Source organism: Campylobacter concisus (assembly GCF_902460575.1).
GTDB classification, from domain to species: Bacteria; Campylobacterota; Campylobacteria; order Campylobacterales; family Campylobacteraceae; genus Campylobacter_A; species Campylobacter_A concisus_AW.
On record NZ_CABPUY010000002.1, the window covers coordinates 342,547 to 359,081 of the forward strand.

The window sequence follows — 16,535 nt, forward strand, 5'->3', positions numbered from 1 at the left end:
AGTTTTTAAATTTAAGGTCTGTATTTTTAAAAGAGAAATTTGCTATTTTGTAAATTTTAAAATTCCATTCACTCCTAAGAATTGACTACTGATTTTAGATCTCGCAAAGCTTGCCACTAAAATCAGAGCCGAAATTGCTCGCTTATGAAATTTTAAAATTTGCATGACACGTACCTGACTTAACAAAGCAAATTTTAAAATCTTACTCACTCGCCTTAGCAACTTACTAAATTTAGGGCTCATAGTCATTCGCCACTAAATTTAGAAGCGTGATATGCTCGTTCATAAATTTTAAAATTTGAGAAAACTTTTTTAGACAAATAAATTTGAAAATTTGATCAAGCTGTTTTTGCAAATTTTAAAGCTCCCATTAAGCTTTCATCAAGCGCCTTATTAGCCAAAATTTTGTAAAATCCGCTCATTAAAAAGGATAAAAAATGAGTGAAAATTCTGGCTTTACACACCTACATTTACACACCGAATACTCCCTACTAGACGGAGCCAACAAGATAGAAGAGCTAGCTCATACGCTCCATGACAGAGGCGACACGGCAGCAGCGATCACGGATCACGGCAACATGTTTGGCGCGATTGATTTTTACAAAAAGATGAAAAAAAATGGGATAAAACCGCTAATTGGCATCGAAGCATACGTGCATAACGGCGAGCAGCTCGATGATAAGAGCACCAAGCAGCGCTTTCACCTCATCCTAATCGCCAAAAGCGAGACTGGCTATAAAAATCTGATGTATCTTAGCTCCATGAGCTATATCGAGGGCTTTTACTACTATCCTCGTATCAATAAAAAAATCTTAAAAGAGCACAGCGAAGGCCTAGTTTGTAGCTCTGCTTGTTTGCAGGGCGAGGTGAGCTGGCATCTAAATTTAAGCGAGCGTAACGTTAAATTTGGCGCTAAAGGCTACGAGCGGGCAAAAGAGGTCGCGCTTGAGTATAAAGAAATTTTTGGAGATGACTTTTACCTTGAGATCATGCGCCACGGCATTGGCGATCAAAGGCGCATAGACGATGACATTTTGCGTATCGCAAAAGAGACTGGCATCAAGGTCATCGCCACAAACGACACCCACTACACTTTTAAAGAAAGAGCCGCTGCGCACGAGGTTTTCATGTGCATCGCGATGAACAAAACTCTAGATGATCCAAACCGCCTTCGCCACAGCGTCCATGAGTTTTTTGTCAAAAGCAAAGAGCAGATGAACGAGCTATTTTTAGACATCCCTGAAGTGATAGAAAATACCCAAGAGATCGTGGATAAGTGCAATCTTGAGATCAAGCTTGGCAACCCAACTCCGCCAAATTTTAAATTTACTCTTGAGTGTGCCAAGGAGAGAAATTTGACCCTTCCAGAGCCAGAAAACAGATATAGCTTCAAAAATGACGCTGTATTTTTTGAGCATGAGTGCAGAAAGGGTCTTGAAGAGAGGCTGAAATTTGTCCCTGAAAATTTACACGAAGAGTATAGAAAGCGCCTTGAGATAGAGATCGGCATTATCAACAAGATGAATTTCCCAGGATATATGATGATCGTTTGGGACTTTATAAATGAAGCCAAGCGCAGAGGCGTGCCAGTTGGCCCAGGACGTGGCTCCGCGGCTGGTAGCTTGGTCGCTTACTCGCTAAAGATCACCGACCTTGATCCTATCCCATACAACCTGCTTTTTGAGAGATTTCTAAACCCAGAGCGCGTTAGCATGCCAGATATCGACGTGGATTTTTGCCAAAGCAGACGTGGCGAGATCATCGACTATGTCACGCAAAAATACGGCAAATTTAACGTTGCTGGCGTTATTACATTTGGTAAATTGCTCGCAAAAGGTGTCATTAGAGATGTCGCTAGAGTCTGCGACATGCCTTATGCGGAGGCTGATGCGATGGCAAAGCTTATCCCTGATGAGCTAAACATCACGCTAAAAGACGCCTATGATAAAGAACCAAAGATAGCTGAGCTAATAAGTCAAAATCCAAAGGCGGCTAAAATTTGGAAATTTGCCCTTGATCTTGAGGGGCTAAACAGAAACGCCGGTCAGCACGCAGCAGGTGTCGTCATTTCAAACGAAGAGCTTTGGAACAAAACCCCGCTATTTCGCCAGCCAAACAGCCCAGAAGATCGCTTTGTGACGCAGTATAGTCTAAAATACCTTGAAGACGTTGATTTAATAAAGTTTGACTTTCTTGGTCTTAAGACGCTAACGGTTATAGATAATGCGATAAAGCTCGTTAAACAGCGCACCGGCAGAGACATCATCTGGGAGCAGGTCGATAAAAACGACTCTGGCGTTTATAAAATGATACAAAGTGGCCAAGCCATCGGCATCTTTCAGATAGAGGGCGAGGGCATGAGAAAGCTAGGAACTAGCCTGCGCCCAGACTGCTTTGAGGATATCGTCGCGATGCTAGCACTCTACCGCCCAGGACCGATGGAGAGTGGCATGCTTGATGACTTCGTCAAAAGAAAACATGGCGAAGCGGAGATAACATACGCATTTAAGGAGCTTGAGCCGATCCTTGCGCCAACATACGGCGTCATCGTCTATCAAGAGCAAGTCATGCAGATCGTGCAAGCCATAGGCGGTTTTAGCTTAGGCGGTGCGGACCTTGTGCGCCGTGCGATGGGTAAAAAGATCAAAGAGGAGATGGATAGGCTAAAGGGCGAGTTTGTAAAAGGCGCTGAGGCAAAAGGGCTAAATGGTCAAAAAGCGGATGATCTTTTCGAGCTGATCGTTAAATTTGCAGGATATGGCTTTAACAAGTCTCACTCCGCAGCATACGCTTATGTCACGTTTCAGACGGCTTATCTGAAGGCTTACTATCCGGCTGAATTTATGGCGGCACTTCTAACAAGCGAGGAGAGCAACGTCGATAAGATCGTTCGCTACATCGATGAGATAAAACGCATAAACATCGATACTTTGCCACCATCTATCAACAAATCAACCAAAGAATTTAGCGTCGTTAAAAATGAGGGTCACGATGGCATTATATTTGGACTTGGAGCGATTAAGGGTGTTGGCGGAGCGGCAATTGAGAACATCATCGCTGAGCGTGACGCAAAGGGCGAGTTTAAGAGCATGGACGACTTTGCCTCAAGGATCGATCCATTTAAGGTCAATAAAAAGGTCTTTGAAAGCCTTATAAAAGCTGGCTGCTTTGATGAATTTGGCTTTAGCCGCAAGATGCTTTTGCAAAATGTAGAAAATATCGTAGAAGCTTGCAAAAATGCAGCTCAGATACGTAAAAATGCGGCCGAGAGCCTCTTTGGCGAAGATGATAGTATGAATGATGTGAAGATAAATTTCGTCACTATAGATGATGAATTTGACATTAAACAGATCTTGAAATTTGAGCAAGAGAGTGTTGGCATCTACCTCTCAGGTCACCCGCTTGATGACTATAAGGACGAGATAAATAAGATTAAATACACGCTAAGCTCGGAGTTTGAGACCTTGCCACAAAGTGCTGAAATTTTGGTGGTTGGCAAGATCGAGGACTTTAGCACAAGGATCACAAAAAGTGGCAAAAAAATGGGCACTATAAATGTGCTTGACTTTCACGGTAACATCGAGATCGCCGTCTTTGAAAGGGAGCTTGGTAACATCGAAGATATCGTAAAAGACGAGGCAAAGCGCGATCTGCCTTATGCTTTTAGGATAAATATCTCGCGCGACGATCAGTTTGTAAGGACAAATTTAAACGAGGTTTATAGCCTAGAAGATGCGCAAAATTTAGACTTTAAGACTAGAAAGCTAAAGCAAAACTCTAAATTTAGCAAAAACGAAGAGGCGAGCGCCCCTCAAAAAGCAAGAGAGTATGCCGAACTAGAGGTGCTTTTAAGCCTTAGCGAGCTTAGCAGGCAAAAGCTGGAGCAAATTTACTCACTAGTTTTTAGCAAAAATGCTCCAAATAATCAAAAACGGCTAATTTTGAAGATAAAAAATGAAACGACAGGTGAAATTTTCATCTATAAGACTGAATTTATCGTAAGTGATGATGTGGGCGAAGAGATAGAAAAGCTCGCAGCTTCAGCGTAAATTTAAGGACGAGAAATGTTTGATATTTTTAGAAAAAAGAGCCATTTTTTAGATGAGCTTGGCATAGATAAAAGTAACTGGAGTGAGCTTTTTAGCGCTTGCCTTGGCAGAGCGATGCTGCTTCAAAAACGGCTTTTTAAGCAAGTGGTTGAGGCTAGCAAATGGCAGGCTGACTTTGAAAGCGGCAAAATTTGCTTTGACAATCAGGAGTTTGATATGCAGTTTATCGGCTCTGAGAGCTTTTCATCAAATACTTGGCTTTGGGGCTATGAAAATGTAAATGGCTTTGATGAGTGCTTGCTTAGCCTTGCAAATAGGGCGCGTGAGTTTGGCGAGAAATTTGGGCTTGAAGTGTTTAGCACGGCGCAGTTTGAGCTGGACGAAAATGTAAATGGACATACGCTCAGCTTGGTCGCTTGCGTGGCACTTGGCGACGAGCTAAGCTATTATAGGATTGATTACGACGGAGGTGCTGCATACGTGGCATTTAGGGCGGAGACTATCTTTAAAGAGCCAGTTTTAGCAAACGAAGTAGTTAGCGTAGTAAATGAGTGTATAAGTACCTATGAGCTTGATCACAGGCTTTTTATAAAAGGGCTTTTGCTGGGTTGTGGCATTAAATTTGATGAAAAACCTAATGAGATCGTAGCTAAGTTTAAAGATGAACTTAGCTTCAAATTTGATGATCTAAATAGACTTATAAATGTTTCAGGTGCGATTTAGCAATAATTCAGCTATATTTTTAAGCCGAAATTCATACAAAAGGTTTGAAATTTTATCTGCTGAGTTTAAATTTAGTCCAAGATCGTTTGCTAACATTTTGTAATAAATTTGAGGATTTTGGCTTAGATCAATAGCTGGCGATTTCGAGCTTTTAGAAAGCTTTTTGGCTCCGTCTAAAAGTAGCTTGTGGTGGATAAATTTAGCATTTAAAAAGCTAAAATTTAGCCTTTTTGCAATGTATCTTTGAGCTAGCGTGCAAGGCAGCAGGTCTTCGCCTCTAACGACCAAATTTACCCCCATATATTCATCGTCAATGACGCTTGCGAAGTTGTAAGCTGGAGTAAAATCCTTTTTATAAATGACAAAATCGCCCATCTGTGCCGCCACTTGCCTGCCAAGCTCGAAATTTTCATCAACGCTTAGTCTGATAGCGGTTTTATCTTTTATAAATTTTAGCTTTTTGTATTTGCAAATTTTAGTGTAAATGCCGTTTTCATAGGCATCTTTGGTAGCTCTTGTGCACTCACAAATGTAAATTTCATCTAGCTTTTTAAGTGCGTTTTCATATCTTTTTGCTCTTGTTTTAAAGCTAAAATTACGCTCAAAGTCGCTAACACTTGTAGCGCCTTTGTCGCAATCTAGCCCCAGAAATTCTAAAACGTCAAAGATATTTTGAACAAATTCGCGCCGGTATCTGCCAAGGTCATAATCATCAATCCTTAAGTGCAAAACTCCACCCAGTGAGCGCGTCAAAAGGTAAGTCAAGATGAAGTTGTAGGCGTTGCCAGCGTGCAAGTAGCCGCTTGGCGTCGGAGCTATGCGAGAGACTATGCCACCAGATGGTGGCAAATAGTCATTAATCCCTTGGTCTAGCCTCATTTACTCTTAAAGTGCGTCCGCCAAGTTCTTTTTCATTTAGTGCGTCGATCGCCTTTTGGCCCTCGTTCGCGTCGTCCATTTCAACAAAACCAAAGCCCTTTGAGCGGTCTGTTTCTCTATCTTTTACGATCTTTGCGCGCCTTACTTCACCAAATTGTGCAAAAGCTTCCTTCAACTCTGCCTCTGTCGTTCTATACGACAAATTTCCTACATAAATGTTCACAGGATTATTCCTTAAAAAAATTATCGATCTGATCGATTAGAGAAATAATAGCTTATTTCCGTCAAAAAGATGTAAAAATCAAAAAAAATATTACAAATTTTTAAAAAATATCCTTAAATGCAACAAATCGCAACAGCAAGGCATTATAATATCTATCACTAAACAAAATTTATCCTTAAGTTTAAGTAGAATAATTAAATAAAAAATTACAATTTTTTTATAAACTATTTATAAAGTAAATCATTTTTTACTTTATGATAAGCCTCTTCGCCAAGCAAATTTTTCACTATAAAAAGCGCAAATTCCATAGAAAAAGCAGGTCCCTTGCCAGTGATTATGTTTTGATCTTTTAGCACGTTTTTATCGCTCACGTAGCCTCTTTTGTCGCTTCTTACATTTTCTTCAAAGCCAGGATAGCAAACAAAGCTATCTTTAAGCACACGAGCTCGCTCAAGCACCATAGGAGCGGCACAAATGGCACAAATTAGCTTACCTTTTTTGTCAAATTCTTGCAAAATCTCTCTTAGCTTGGCGTCATTTGCAAGATTTTCTGCACCAGGCAGACCTCCTGGAAGCACGATCGCATCATAGCCTAGCTCCTCCACCTCGCGAAGTGTGACATCAGCTTTTACACTTATGTTGTGAGCACCTCTGATCTGCGCGTCCTTCAAGCTAGCGATAGATGCTATCGCACCTGCTCTACGTAAAACATCGACGGAGGTTAGCGCCTCGATCTCCTCAAAACCATCAGCTAGGATTACGGCTACCTTTTTCATAAAATCGTCCTTTCTCGTGTTATCTGTTTGTTAGGATAAATTTTATATAATCAAAGCTTATTTCACAAGAAAGGACAGAGCATGCAAGTAAAAATTATTTACTGCAACTCTTGAAACTATCGTCCGGTAGCTTCTCGTGTAGAAGATGAAATAAAAGCGAACTTTAGTGATGCAAGAGTCGAGTTGGTTGTGGGAGATGGTGGAAATTTCATCGTCGAGGTTGATGGAAACGTTATCTTTTCTAAAAAAGATCGCATCGGAAACGATGAGTCAAGGTTCCCACACGGCGAAGAGATCACAACTCTTATAAACAAATATCTCAAAGAAAAGTCGGCTTAATGCTAACTAGCGGGGCAGGCAACTGCCTCGTTTTATTTTTTACCTAAATCCCACTCTCTTTTCTTAGTAAATTTATCTCATCTATTACCATTTGTGGCTTGAGATATTTCATGCAAGCATGCGTTTTTAGCGGGCAAACTCGCTTCATACAGGGCATGCAAGCTAAATTTAGATGCACTATCTTTGCAAATTCATTGCCCCAGGGCGAGGTTTCGCTAAATTTTGTCGGTCCAAAAAGAGCGATCGTTGGCACAAGAAAGGCGGCAGCTACGTGCATAGGGCCGCTATCGTTTGTTACGAAAATGCCATTTTTACTAAGCCCAGCTATGCGCTCACAAAGCTCTTTGACACTGGTTTTGCCAGCTAAATTTTGGCAAGCTACGCCATTTTCTTTTAAAATTTGCTCTATTTTTTCACAAATTTCTTGCTCGCCTTTGCCACCAAAGATGACTATCTCAAACTCATCTTTGTAATTTAGCGCCACCTGCGCAAAGTACTCTGGGTACCATCTTTTCGCACTTCCGTAGCTCGCACCTGGATTTAGAGCTAGTGTTTTTTTAGCTGAAATTTGAGGTGTAAAATGTAGCTTTAGCTGAGTAGAAATTTCGCTTAGGCCTAGGGCATTTTTTACAAAATTTGCATATTTTAGCACCTGATGAAGGACGGTTTTACTCTTTTTAAATATGGCTTTTTTCTTAGCATTTATAAAAAATAGCAAGAATTTACTAGCAAACGAGCTTCTAAAGCTAAGAGCTAGATCAAATTTGCCAAGACTTTTTGCACTTTTAGCAAGAGATAAAAGTCTAAATTTAGCCTTTTTGCTCTCATCAATGACCACTTTTTCGCAGTTTGGGTGGCTTTTGTAAAGCTCGCAAGCTACAAATGAGCCAAAAAAAACGATTTGTAAATTCTTCTCATTTTGCACTAAATTTTCGATCGCAGCGCTTGCCATCACGCTATCGCCTAGCCAGGTTGGAAGCTCGATAAAAACTCTCATTTTAAGGCGTCTTTTATCACTTCAAGCGTAAGAGTGGCGTTTTTTTCGATGCTAAAATTTAAAGAAAGCTCGTAAGCCTTTTCTTGTAGGCTCGCTAAAAGCTCATGGTTTGTGAGAATTTCATCTATAAACTCCAGCACGCTCTCGTCACTTGGGCTTTGAAGCACAAATTTATCTTCTAAAATCTCGCTAGCACCATTTTGAACCGTCGTAAAGACCACGTTTTTAAAGCTAAGCGCTTCTAGTACGACATTTGAAAACGGCTCATAGTGCGTTGGAAAGATAAAAATATCACTCGCCTCATAAAATTTCGCCGTGCTCTTTTGCTCGCCGACAAAGTAGGCGTTTAGCCCAAGTTTTTTAGCTAGGCATTTGTAGCTTGAGATGTTTTTGTCTTTGCCGACAATGAGCGTATTTACTGGCGTTTTTAGCTTTGAAGCAAGGAGTAAAAACTCTTTTAGCCCCTTTCTTTTAAAGCCATTTCCCACAAAAAGCAGGGTCGCAAGCTCAAATTTAAGTCCGAATTCCTCACAAAGTGCGAGCTTTGCCTCAGCTTTTTGTACCCTTTGGGGTAAATTTACGCCGTTATAAATGGTCGTGATCTTTTCAGGCTCTATGCCGTAAGTCGCGATGATCTGCTCTTTGATGAAATTTGAGTTTGTGATGATCTTTTGGGAGTTTTTAAAGCACTTTTTCTCTAAGTATGGATAGACGAAATTTAGTGGGTTTAGCCACCAAAAGCTCTTTGTCGCCCTATAAACCTTATGCACGCCGTCTCCTGCCCTGTAGATATCGGCGCAGCTTACTCGCTCTAGGCTAAAATAAAACTCGTCCTCTTTCTTTTGGCGTTTTACTTGGCGGTTAAAATTTAGAGCTTTTTTCCAAGAAGATATGCCAGCATCTCCAAGATATGAGCGAATTTCTGTTTGGATACCAAGCTCATTTATGGCCTTAACAAGCCTTCTTAAGTATCTTTCAGCACCTCCAACTGCGTTTGGATTAGTTCTTAAAAATACTATTTTTTTCATCGATAACTCCTAAAGCCAGTGCCCAGATAAGTAGCATTAATAATTATTAATAAGGCATTTGATTTTTATTTTAAGGGATTTATTTTATCAAAAAGAAATAGTAAAATACTTAAAAATAAAATTAAAAAAATTTTAGCTATAATGCCCTAAAAATCGCTAATTTAAGCGATATTGAAGCTAGGAAAAATAATGATAAACATACTTGAGCTTGAAAGCTCTTTGGGATTTGGCGGGCAGGAGCACCGCACGCAGCGTGTGATAAATGGGCTAGATAAGAGCAAATTTAAGGTTTTTTATGGGCTAAATCCTGGCTCAAAAAGCCTTGAAAAGCAGATAGAGTGCGAATTTGTCGAGTTTAACCTTAAAAAATCTTTTAATATCCTTGAAATTTTAAAAATTTGCAAATTTGTAAAACAAAATAATATAAAAATCATCTCAACTCACTCAGGCAAAGACGGCACTATAGGCGCAATCATAGGCAAAATTTGTGGAGTTAGCGTGGTTCGCACTAGACATTTGCAGCTGCCTATAAGCTCTCCCATACCTTACAACCTAAGCACCAAAGTAGTTGGCGTTTGTAACTCAGTCTGCGCTGATCTTATCAAAAGAGGTGTGAAAAAAGAGAAGGTGCTAAAAATCTACACAGGCATCGATACGCAAAAATATACGCCAGAATTTAAGATAGATATGAAAAAAGAATTTGGTCTAAGTGACGATGTAGTAGGCGTTTGCATCGTTGCAGTGTTAAGAGCTGCTAAAAATCATAAGCTCTTAATCGATGCATTTAGCGAGCTAAATTTAGAAAAATCAGCCCTTTTTATCGTGGGCGACGGTCCTCAAAATAAAAATTTACACGAGTATATAAAAGATAAGAAAAATATCTTCATGCTTGGCAACAGAACCGACGTGAGCGACTTTTTAGGCTCACTTGATATCTGCGTGCTACCTTCAGACATGGAGGCTATCGGCGGGGCGCTACTTGAGGCATCTTCGTGCAAGCTAGCTACCATCGGAAGCGATGTGGGCGGTCTTGGCGAGGCAGTGAGTAATGGCAAAAGCGGATTTTTATTTGAAAATGGCAACAAAGAGGAGCTAAAAAAAGTGCTTGAAAGGCTCATTTTGGATGAAAATTTAAGAAAGCAGATGGGTGAATTTGGCAGAGAGTACGTCAAAGAGACATTTAGCATCGAAAAAATGATAGAAAACACACAAAATTTATATATGGAGCTTGTAAAATGAGCGTACCAGTTTTGATGTATCATCATGTGCTTGAAAAGAGTGGATTTATCGCTAGTAGCGTGGATGAGTTTAGATCGCACATGAAATTTCTAGCCGAAAATGACTATAAAACACTAAGCATAAATGAATTTATCGCGTACAAAAAGGGCGAGCTTGAGGTGCCTAAAAAGAGCGTTTGCATAACATTTGATGATGGCTGGATGGACAACTACATCTATGCCTATCCTATCGTGAAAGAATTTGGACTAAAAGCAAATATATTTATAATAACTGGCTGGATAGAGGCAGCCCAAAAGGCCCATGAGCTGAGGTCCGCTAGCTTTTTAAACGTTGATCACAACGAGTGCAAGAGGCTTGCTCCAAGTAGGCCGCAAGATGTGATCTTAAATTTAGAGCAGATCGAGAAGATGAGCGATTGTTTTAGCTTTCACTCGCATACGCACGGGCATTTTGATGGATATTTTGGGCAGCTTAGCTTAGATGAAGAATTTGGTATTTGTCGTGAGTTTATGAAGAAAAATTTTGGCTTTGAAGATGACGCACTTTGCTGGCCAAGAGGCAAATATAATGACGAGTATCTAAATGCTGCTAAAAAGCATGGCTACAAGGCATTTTTCACGACAAAGCGTGGCATAAACAAGGCTGATGGCAACTTAGAGGAGATAAAACGCATAGTGACAAAGCGCGATGAAAAATGGCTTAAAAAGACTATGTTTATCTACCAAAATGACTTTTTGGGATCTATTTATGCTTTTCTTAGGAGTTAGGACTAAGCACTATTTAAAGCTTCGATTTCTAAAGTCTGAGTAAATTTTGCCAACAAAAGGAGTCGAATAGATAAAAAGCTTCTTTTTGATCCTAAAAATGTAGTCGCTCTCGCTCTTTGCGTTGTTTGAGATATCGATACGTCTTATCTTAAATTTATCATCTCCCATGCAAAATCCACCATCTATCACGCTAAAAGCAAAGCCGTAATACTCTTTAACTATCCTTTGCGAAAGCTCGTTAAAATGCCCTTTTGGAAAGCAAAAGCCAAATTCTTTTTTTTCTGGAAATAGCTCTTTTATCTTGGCAAGCGAGCTAGAAAACTCCTCTCTTAACTTTGCCTCATCGTCACTTCTGCAAGAAAAGTGGCTCGCTGTGTGGCTGTCAAATTCAAAGAGCCCGCTCTCTTGCATCTGCCTGATCTCATCTAAATTTAAAAAATACTCCGCGTCTTTGTCGTAGTCGATCCCTTTGTGTTTTTTAAACGAAAAATCATAATCCTGCCTTTTAAAATCTCTGATCTTATCTGTTATCAAAAAGCAAACAGCTGGGATATTTAGCTCTTTTAAGATAGGAAATGCAAATTTGTAATTGTCAAAATATCCATCATCAAAAGTTAGCAAAATGCTCTTTTTGAAGGCTTTTGACCTGCCAGCCACGATATCTTTAAACTGACCATAATTTATAAATTTATAGCCCTCGTCAAGTGCCATAAGAAGCGCTTTTTTAAATAGCTCAGGTTTAATGGCAAAGTCGTTTTCATTGTTATTGCAGTGGTGCATCGTTAGCACGCAAACTGGGTAGTTCATTTTTGCTCCAGTAAATTTCTTATAGCCTCTTTTAGCGCCTTGTGGCTAAAGTTTTCATCCACAAATTTAAAGGCGTTTTGAGAGTAAATTTTGGCTTTTTCAGGCTCATTTATCAGCTCTAAAATGCACTCTTTTAGTGAAATTTCATCTAAATTTCTAGCACAAAGCCCACGCTCTTTATCTTTAACTAGCACGTTCATCGGCGCGTTATCATAGACCACGACTGGCACCTTTGAGCTCATCGCCTCAAGTAGTACTGTACCAAGACCCTCAGAGTGCGAGGCAAATACATAGATATCAAAGCTTTTTATAACATTTGCTGCGTCATTTCTAAAGCCAGTGAAGATGATCTTATCTTTTTCATCAAACATAGAGGTGATCTGCTCTTTTGTGCCGTCACTAATGTTGCCAGAAAATACAATAGTTGCATCCTTTGTCTTTAAAATTTCTTTTGCAGCACTTGCGAAGTCAAAGACCCCTTTTTTGCGGTAAAGTGAGGTAAAAGTGCCGATGACTAGCTCATCTTTGGCGATATGAAACTCATCTCTAAAAGTGCTTTTTGTGCTATCAATTTTTTCGACATCAACCGTGCTTGGCATAAAAAAGAGCCTATCTTCGCTAACGCCGATGTTTAGGAGATACTCTTTGACGCTACCTGAGATGTATAAAATTTTGTCAAAAAGCTTTTTATGCATAAATTTAGAAACAAACCCATTTATAGGGAAAAGATTGTGTCTTTCTTTATAAAATTTAACGCCTCTTTTGCGGTAAAAAAGCCCAGCTATGGCGCCGACCCAGCTATCAGTCGAGCCATGTGTGATCGCGACATCTATATTATTTGAGCTTATCGCTTCGCAAAACGCTGGCACGCTTTTATGAAAATTTTTCTTATTCATCTCGTGCGTGATGACCTTAAATCCATCTTCTTTTGCGATGCTTTCGATCTGCGAATTTGGGTTGCAAAAGAGCATCACTTCATGACCCATTTCACGCATGAAACGCATCTCGTTTAGCGTCTTGTTTTGCTCGCCACCCCAGTTAAAAAGCGTCTGCGTGTGGAGGATGTTCATTGCGCTAGCTCCAAATTTGATCTTATTTTCGCCTTTATCTGTCCCATTTCATCGCTAAAGTCCATTAAAGTCTTCTCGATGCCGTGCTCTTTTATGCCCTCTTTGTCGCAAGGCACAAAGTCCCAATTTTTTTGATATACGATGTGCTTACCCATGCCTTGGATGCCATTTTGCGCTGTGTAGCCATTTTGCATCAAGCCATTATCCCAAGGTCCCCACTCAAAAGCTCCGCTTGGGCCAAAAAAGGCGATCACTGGCACGTCGTTTGCCGCGGCTATGTGCATGATAGCAGTATCGACGCCAATAAAGAGACTTGATCGTTTTGAGAGAGCGATCGTTTGTTTTAGGCTTAGCTTACCACCTAAATTTATAGGCTCACTTTTGCAAATTTTTAGCACGCTTGCAAGTTTTTCAAGTTCATTTTCTTTGTTGTCGCTTGTTAGCACGACCTTTACGGCAAGCTCATTTTCGCAGTAGTCGATGAGCTCTGCCATGCTCTCGTCATTTGCACATTTAAACATCCAGCGGCTTGTTAGATGCACATGCACAAAACGTTTTGGTAAATTTAGATACTCCACGCTCTCGTCTGAAAAAACGCTCACTTTTTTACTAACCGGCTCAAAGCCCAAAGCCCTTAGCGCGTTTAAATTTAGATCGACCGTGTGAGAGAAATTTTCGTAGTATTTTGCCTTTACGCTTAAAAGCTTATTTATCGCCTTGTGCTTGCCTAAAAAGCCAACTATCTTTTTTATCTTAGCGTACTTTGAGATGATGACGCCGCGGTCTCCAGTGGTCGTTTGCACCGCCATATCGTATTTCTCTTTTTTGATCGCTCTTATAAATTTTAGCTCGGTCATTAGCTTTTTAAAAAAGCCAGAATTTGCACTTTGCCTATCGTAAATGTGAATTTTGTTTATATAAGGATTGCCTTCTATCATCGCTTCTGTGCCTTTGTTTAGGGCAAAGTCGATGGTCGCATCTGGATAGCAGTGGTGTAAATTTTCAATGAGCGGCGTTGTCAAAAGCACGTCGCCGATGTTTCTAAATTTAATCACAAGTATTTTCATTTTATATATTTCCAAAATGTGTACTGGGCGTAAAGTCTAGCGATAACGTAGCCAGCAAAGCCCTCTTTGAAGCCACCTTTTAGCACATAAAGCTTAAAAAATGTCCAAGCCGGGCTTATAAGCGCCTTTAGCAAATTTCTTTTTGCGCCCATGCTTGAGTAGCGATTTTGCTTGGCGATAAACTGCTCGATGCTCTCATACGCGTAGTGCAAGAAGTGATTTTTAAGCGCTCCAAGCCTTTGTGAGCCGTCATTTAAAACGACCTTTTCATGCACAGCTCTGCCATCAAATTTGGCAAAATTTTTGTTAAAAAGTCTCACCGTGTAGTCTGGATATAGCCCCATATTTTTTATCGCTTTACCAAAGAAAAAATTTAGCCTAGCAACGTTATAAGCCATAAATTTAGGCTCTTTTAGCGTACTAATGATCTCATTTTTAAGCTCGTCTGTAATCACCTCGTCGCTATCAAGCACAAAGACCCACTCGTTTTTGGCTAGATCCACACCCTTTTGCTTTTGCGCGCCAAATCCCAGCCAAGCTTGCTCGTGAAATTTCACATTGCTAAAGCCATCACAAATTTGCCTTGTGTTATCTTTTGAACCGCTATCAACCACGATGATCTCATCAGCAAATTTAGCACTTTCTAGCACCTCTTTTAGGTACTTTTCGCTATTGCAAGTTAGGATTACAACGCTTAGCATTTGTACTCATTTTCGTAAAATCTCTTAAACCTTTGGTGAAACCAAAAGTACTCCTCTGGCCTTGCTCTAACCATCTCTTCGCACGCACTGCACTGCATTTGCGTCGCTTTTTGCACAGCATCTTCTTTGTCAAACGTGGTTATATCAATAGGCTGCTCAAAGCAAATTTCACTTAAATTTTCATCTTTTTGGTAGATAAATGCGTTTATGATTAAAGCATTTGTCTTTTGAGCTAGTACGCTTGCAGCTGGCGTGTGAAGCACATCTTTGCCAAAAAATTTCACCTTTATACCATCTTTTGGTGCGGTGTTTTGATCAACTAAAATTCCTACTATTCGCCTAGCTTTCAGCGCTTTTAAGATATCTTTTGCGCCGCCATCTTTGTCGATTAGCTCCACATCAAACTGCGATCTGTTGGCTCTTAAAATTTTATCCATGACGCTGCTATCAAGCCTTCTGCCAAGCACTGAAGATGGTCCAAAATGAGCTGCAACTGCTAGGCCAAATATCTCCCACTGCCCAAAATGCGCAGTTGTGACGATGATAGGCCGGCCAGACTTCATCGCATCAAGTAAAAAGTGCTCATTTTTAAAAACAACTTGCTCTAGGATCTTTTGCTTTGTTGTGTTTTGATTGAGGATGAAATTTATACCAAGGTATTTTGCAAAGTTGTAGTAGCATTTTTTGGCGATCTCAAGCTTTTCTTCTTTGGTTTTCGTTTCGCCAAAAGCAAGGTCTAAATTTGTCATCACGATATGAAATCTCTTTTTTTTAAGCTTCATAAACGCAAATGCTAAAAATTTAGCAAGCATGTTTTGAAGCGAGCAAGGCATTATAAATATAAGAAATTTTAAGGTATAAAAGCCAGCTAGATATAGCCTATCCATTTAGCAGCCTTTTTGCGAAATTTGCAACCGTTTCAGGGTAAATTTCTCTTATGCAAAAGTCGTTTTTATCGATGCTTCTAGCATCTATTTGCTTGCCCATATCAACAACTAAGTTTTTATCCGTGACGTAGGCGTTTCGGTGGCTTGGTCGGTTGCCAAAAAGCGTGATAGAAGGCCTATTTACAGCCCATGCAAGGTGTGTTAGACCGCTATCATTGCCAATTACCAGATCGCAGCTTGCGATGTAATCTATCATATCTTTTATGCTTAGTTTTTCAAGCAGTTTTGCTTTGGTGCCCGAAATGATCGCCTCAGCCCTTGCTTTTTCGCTCTCACTCCCGTAGCAAAGGTAAATTTCACAACCAATAAGAAGTCTGATCACATCTTTAAATTTGTCATAGATTTTGCTCTCTTCGCTTGCAAAGGCAGCGATTAGTACGCGTTTTTTACCACTTTCATTTTTAAATTTTCCTACTATTTCAAAGCAGGGCGATTTTTCTAAAATTTCATCTCTATCAAAGCCAAAATTTAGAGCGTATCCAACAAGGCTTAGGTTTCTAACTATGATATTTTCGTTGTAGTCGATCTTAAATTTATGCCTATAAAGCCTGGCTGCAATCTTTTCTTTGACGCTTTCTCTGCTAAAGCCGTAAATTTCTTTGCCAAGTAGTTTTGCAACGACGGCTGATTTAAAAAGCCCTTGCAGATCGATGATTTTGTCAAATTTGCCAAGCGTTTTTATGATCTTGTAGCTCTTTTTAAAGCTCTCTTTAAGCGGCAAAACGACTAGCTCGTCGATTAGGGGATGATCTTTTAAAAGGCTTGCAAAACGGGCATCAACGAGCCATGTGATGTGAGCATTTGGGTAGTGCTTTTTGATAAACTGAAGCACGATGGCTGCATGCACGATGTCACCAAGTGCCGAAAGCTTTACTATGGCTATTTTTAGTTGATTTTTATCTTGCATAAAACACTTTAAATAT

17 protein-coding genes are annotated in these 16,535 nt (G+C 40.0%); 5 read left to right on the plus strand and 12 right to left on the minus strand.

Annotation, left to right across the window (positions count from 1 at the left end):
• Positions 1-232: 232 nt before the first annotated feature.
• A complete protein-coding gene (locus F3G76_RS10920) occupies positions 233-355 on the minus strand; it encodes a hypothetical protein (protein WP_002939925.1) in 123 nt (40 codons plus the stop codon).
• Between the two features lie 82 nt (positions 356-437).
• Between F3G76_RS10920 and dnaE the strand changes: the two genes are divergently transcribed.
• Both dnaE and F3G76_RS05645 read left to right on the plus strand, forming a co-directional pair.
• Positions 438-4,049: a DNA polymerase III subunit alpha gene (dnaE, locus tag F3G76_RS05640; RefSeq protein ID WP_149706153.1), complete on the plus strand. Its 3,612-nt coding sequence runs from the start codon at positions 438-440 to the stop codon at positions 4,047-4,049.
• Positions 4,050-4,064: 15 nt separating this feature from the next.
• Positions 4,065-4,772 carry a DUF6882 domain-containing protein gene (locus tag F3G76_RS05645; RefSeq protein ID WP_149706154.1) on the plus strand — a complete coding sequence of 236 codons (708 nt, stop codon included), beginning with the start codon at positions 4,065-4,067 and terminating at the stop codon, positions 4,770-4,772.
• Here F3G76_RS05645 and F3G76_RS05650 read toward each other — a convergent pair.
• From F3G76_RS05650 to F3G76_RS05660, 3 genes are all read right to left on the minus strand, one after another.
• On the minus strand, positions 4,758-5,651 hold the full coding sequence (locus tag F3G76_RS05650) for a glutamate--tRNA ligase family protein (protein ID WP_149705084.1): 894 nt from the start codon (positions 5,649-5,651) through the stop codon (positions 4,758-4,760). The two genes, F3G76_RS05645 and F3G76_RS05650, sit on opposite strands and share 15 nt — an antisense overlap.
• Positions 5,629-5,874: an RNA-binding regulator gene (gene rbp / locus F3G76_RS05655; protein WP_009294719.1), complete on the minus strand. Its 246-nt coding sequence runs from the start codon at positions 5,872-5,874 to the stop codon at positions 5,629-5,631. The genes F3G76_RS05650 and rbp overlap by 23 nt, the downstream gene beginning before the upstream one ends.
• Positions 5,875-6,098: 224 nt before the next feature.
• Positions 6,099-6,650 (minus strand): DJ-1 family glyoxalase III, encoded by a 552-nt coding sequence (locus F3G76_RS05660; protein ID WP_149706155.1) that lies wholly within the window; start codon positions 6,648-6,650, stop codon positions 6,099-6,101.
• An 81-nt stretch (positions 6,651-6,731) separates the two neighbouring features.
• Between F3G76_RS05660 and F3G76_RS05665 the strand changes: the two genes are divergently transcribed.
• A complete protein-coding gene (locus F3G76_RS05665) occupies positions 6,732-6,989 on the plus strand; it encodes a SelT/SelW/SelH family (seleno)protein (RefSeq protein WP_257639680.1) in 258 nt (85 codons plus the stop codon).
• A gap of 43 nt (positions 6,990-7,032) precedes the next feature.
• Here F3G76_RS05665 and waaF read toward each other — a convergent pair whose 3' ends face one another.
• Positions 7,033-7,986 carry a lipopolysaccharide heptosyltransferase II gene (gene waaF / locus F3G76_RS05670; RefSeq protein WP_149706156.1) on the minus strand — a complete coding sequence of 318 codons (954 nt, stop codon included), beginning with the start codon at positions 7,984-7,986 and terminating at the stop codon, positions 7,033-7,035.
• Positions 7,983-9,014 (minus strand): glycosyltransferase family 4 protein, encoded by a 1,032-nt coding sequence (locus F3G76_RS05675; protein ID WP_149706157.1) that lies wholly within the window; start codon positions 9,012-9,014, stop codon positions 7,983-7,985. The genes waaF and F3G76_RS05675 overlap by 4 nt, the downstream gene beginning before the upstream one ends.
• Before the next feature lie 189 nt (positions 9,015-9,203).
• Between F3G76_RS05675 and F3G76_RS05680 the strand changes: the two genes are divergently transcribed.
• Together F3G76_RS05680 and F3G76_RS05685 are read left to right on the plus strand one after the other, a co-directional pair.
• Positions 9,204-10,253: a glycosyltransferase gene (locus F3G76_RS05680; RefSeq protein ID WP_149706158.1), complete on the plus strand. Its 1,050-nt coding sequence runs from the start codon at positions 9,204-9,206 to the stop codon at positions 10,251-10,253.
• Positions 10,250-11,020, plus strand: a complete 771-nt coding sequence (locus F3G76_RS05685; RefSeq protein ID WP_149706159.1) for a polysaccharide deacetylase family protein — start codon at positions 10,250-10,252, stop codon at positions 11,018-11,020. Before F3G76_RS05680 ends, F3G76_RS05685 begins: the two co-directional genes overlap by 4 nt.
• A gap of 9 nt (positions 11,021-11,029) precedes the next feature.
• Here the strand turns inward: F3G76_RS05685 and F3G76_RS05690 are convergent, their stop codons facing one another.
• Genes F3G76_RS05690 through waaC form a run of 6 tightly spaced genes read right to left on the minus strand, consistent with a single transcriptional unit; the run spans position 11,030 to position 16,519 of the window.
• The gene (locus F3G76_RS05690; protein ID WP_149706160.1) at positions 11,030-11,827 is read right to left on the minus strand and encodes a polysaccharide deacetylase family protein; all 798 of its coding nucleotides are present in this window, start codon (positions 11,825-11,827) and stop codon (positions 11,030-11,032) included.
• Positions 11,824-12,897 (minus strand): glycosyltransferase family 4 protein, encoded by a 1,074-nt coding sequence (locus F3G76_RS05695; protein ID WP_149706161.1) that lies wholly within the window; start codon positions 12,895-12,897, stop codon positions 11,824-11,826. The genes F3G76_RS05690 and F3G76_RS05695 overlap by 4 nt, the downstream gene beginning before the upstream one ends.
• Positions 12,894-13,964, minus strand: coding sequence for a putative lipopolysaccharide heptosyltransferase III (gene rfaQ, locus F3G76_RS05700; RefSeq protein WP_149706162.1), 1,071 nt, complete (start codon positions 13,962-13,964; stop codon positions 12,894-12,896). Before rfaQ ends, F3G76_RS05695 begins: the two co-directional genes overlap by 4 nt.
• Positions 13,961-14,665: a glycosyltransferase family 2 protein gene (locus tag F3G76_RS05705; protein WP_149706163.1), complete on the minus strand. Its 705-nt coding sequence runs from the start codon at positions 14,663-14,665 to the stop codon at positions 13,961-13,963. The genes rfaQ and F3G76_RS05705 overlap by 4 nt, the downstream gene beginning before the upstream one ends.
• Entirely contained in the window at positions 14,659-15,552 is an 894-nt protein-coding gene (locus F3G76_RS05710) for a lipid A biosynthesis lauroyl acyltransferase (RefSeq protein ID WP_149706164.1), read from the minus strand. The genes F3G76_RS05705 and F3G76_RS05710 overlap by 7 nt, the downstream gene beginning before the upstream one ends.
• Positions 15,545-16,519 (minus strand): lipopolysaccharide heptosyltransferase I, encoded by a 975-nt coding sequence (gene waaC / locus F3G76_RS05715; RefSeq protein ID WP_149706165.1) that lies wholly within the window; start codon positions 16,517-16,519, stop codon positions 15,545-15,547. Before waaC ends, F3G76_RS05710 begins: the two co-directional genes overlap by 8 nt.
• Between the last annotated feature and the right edge of the window lie 16 nt (positions 16,520-16,535).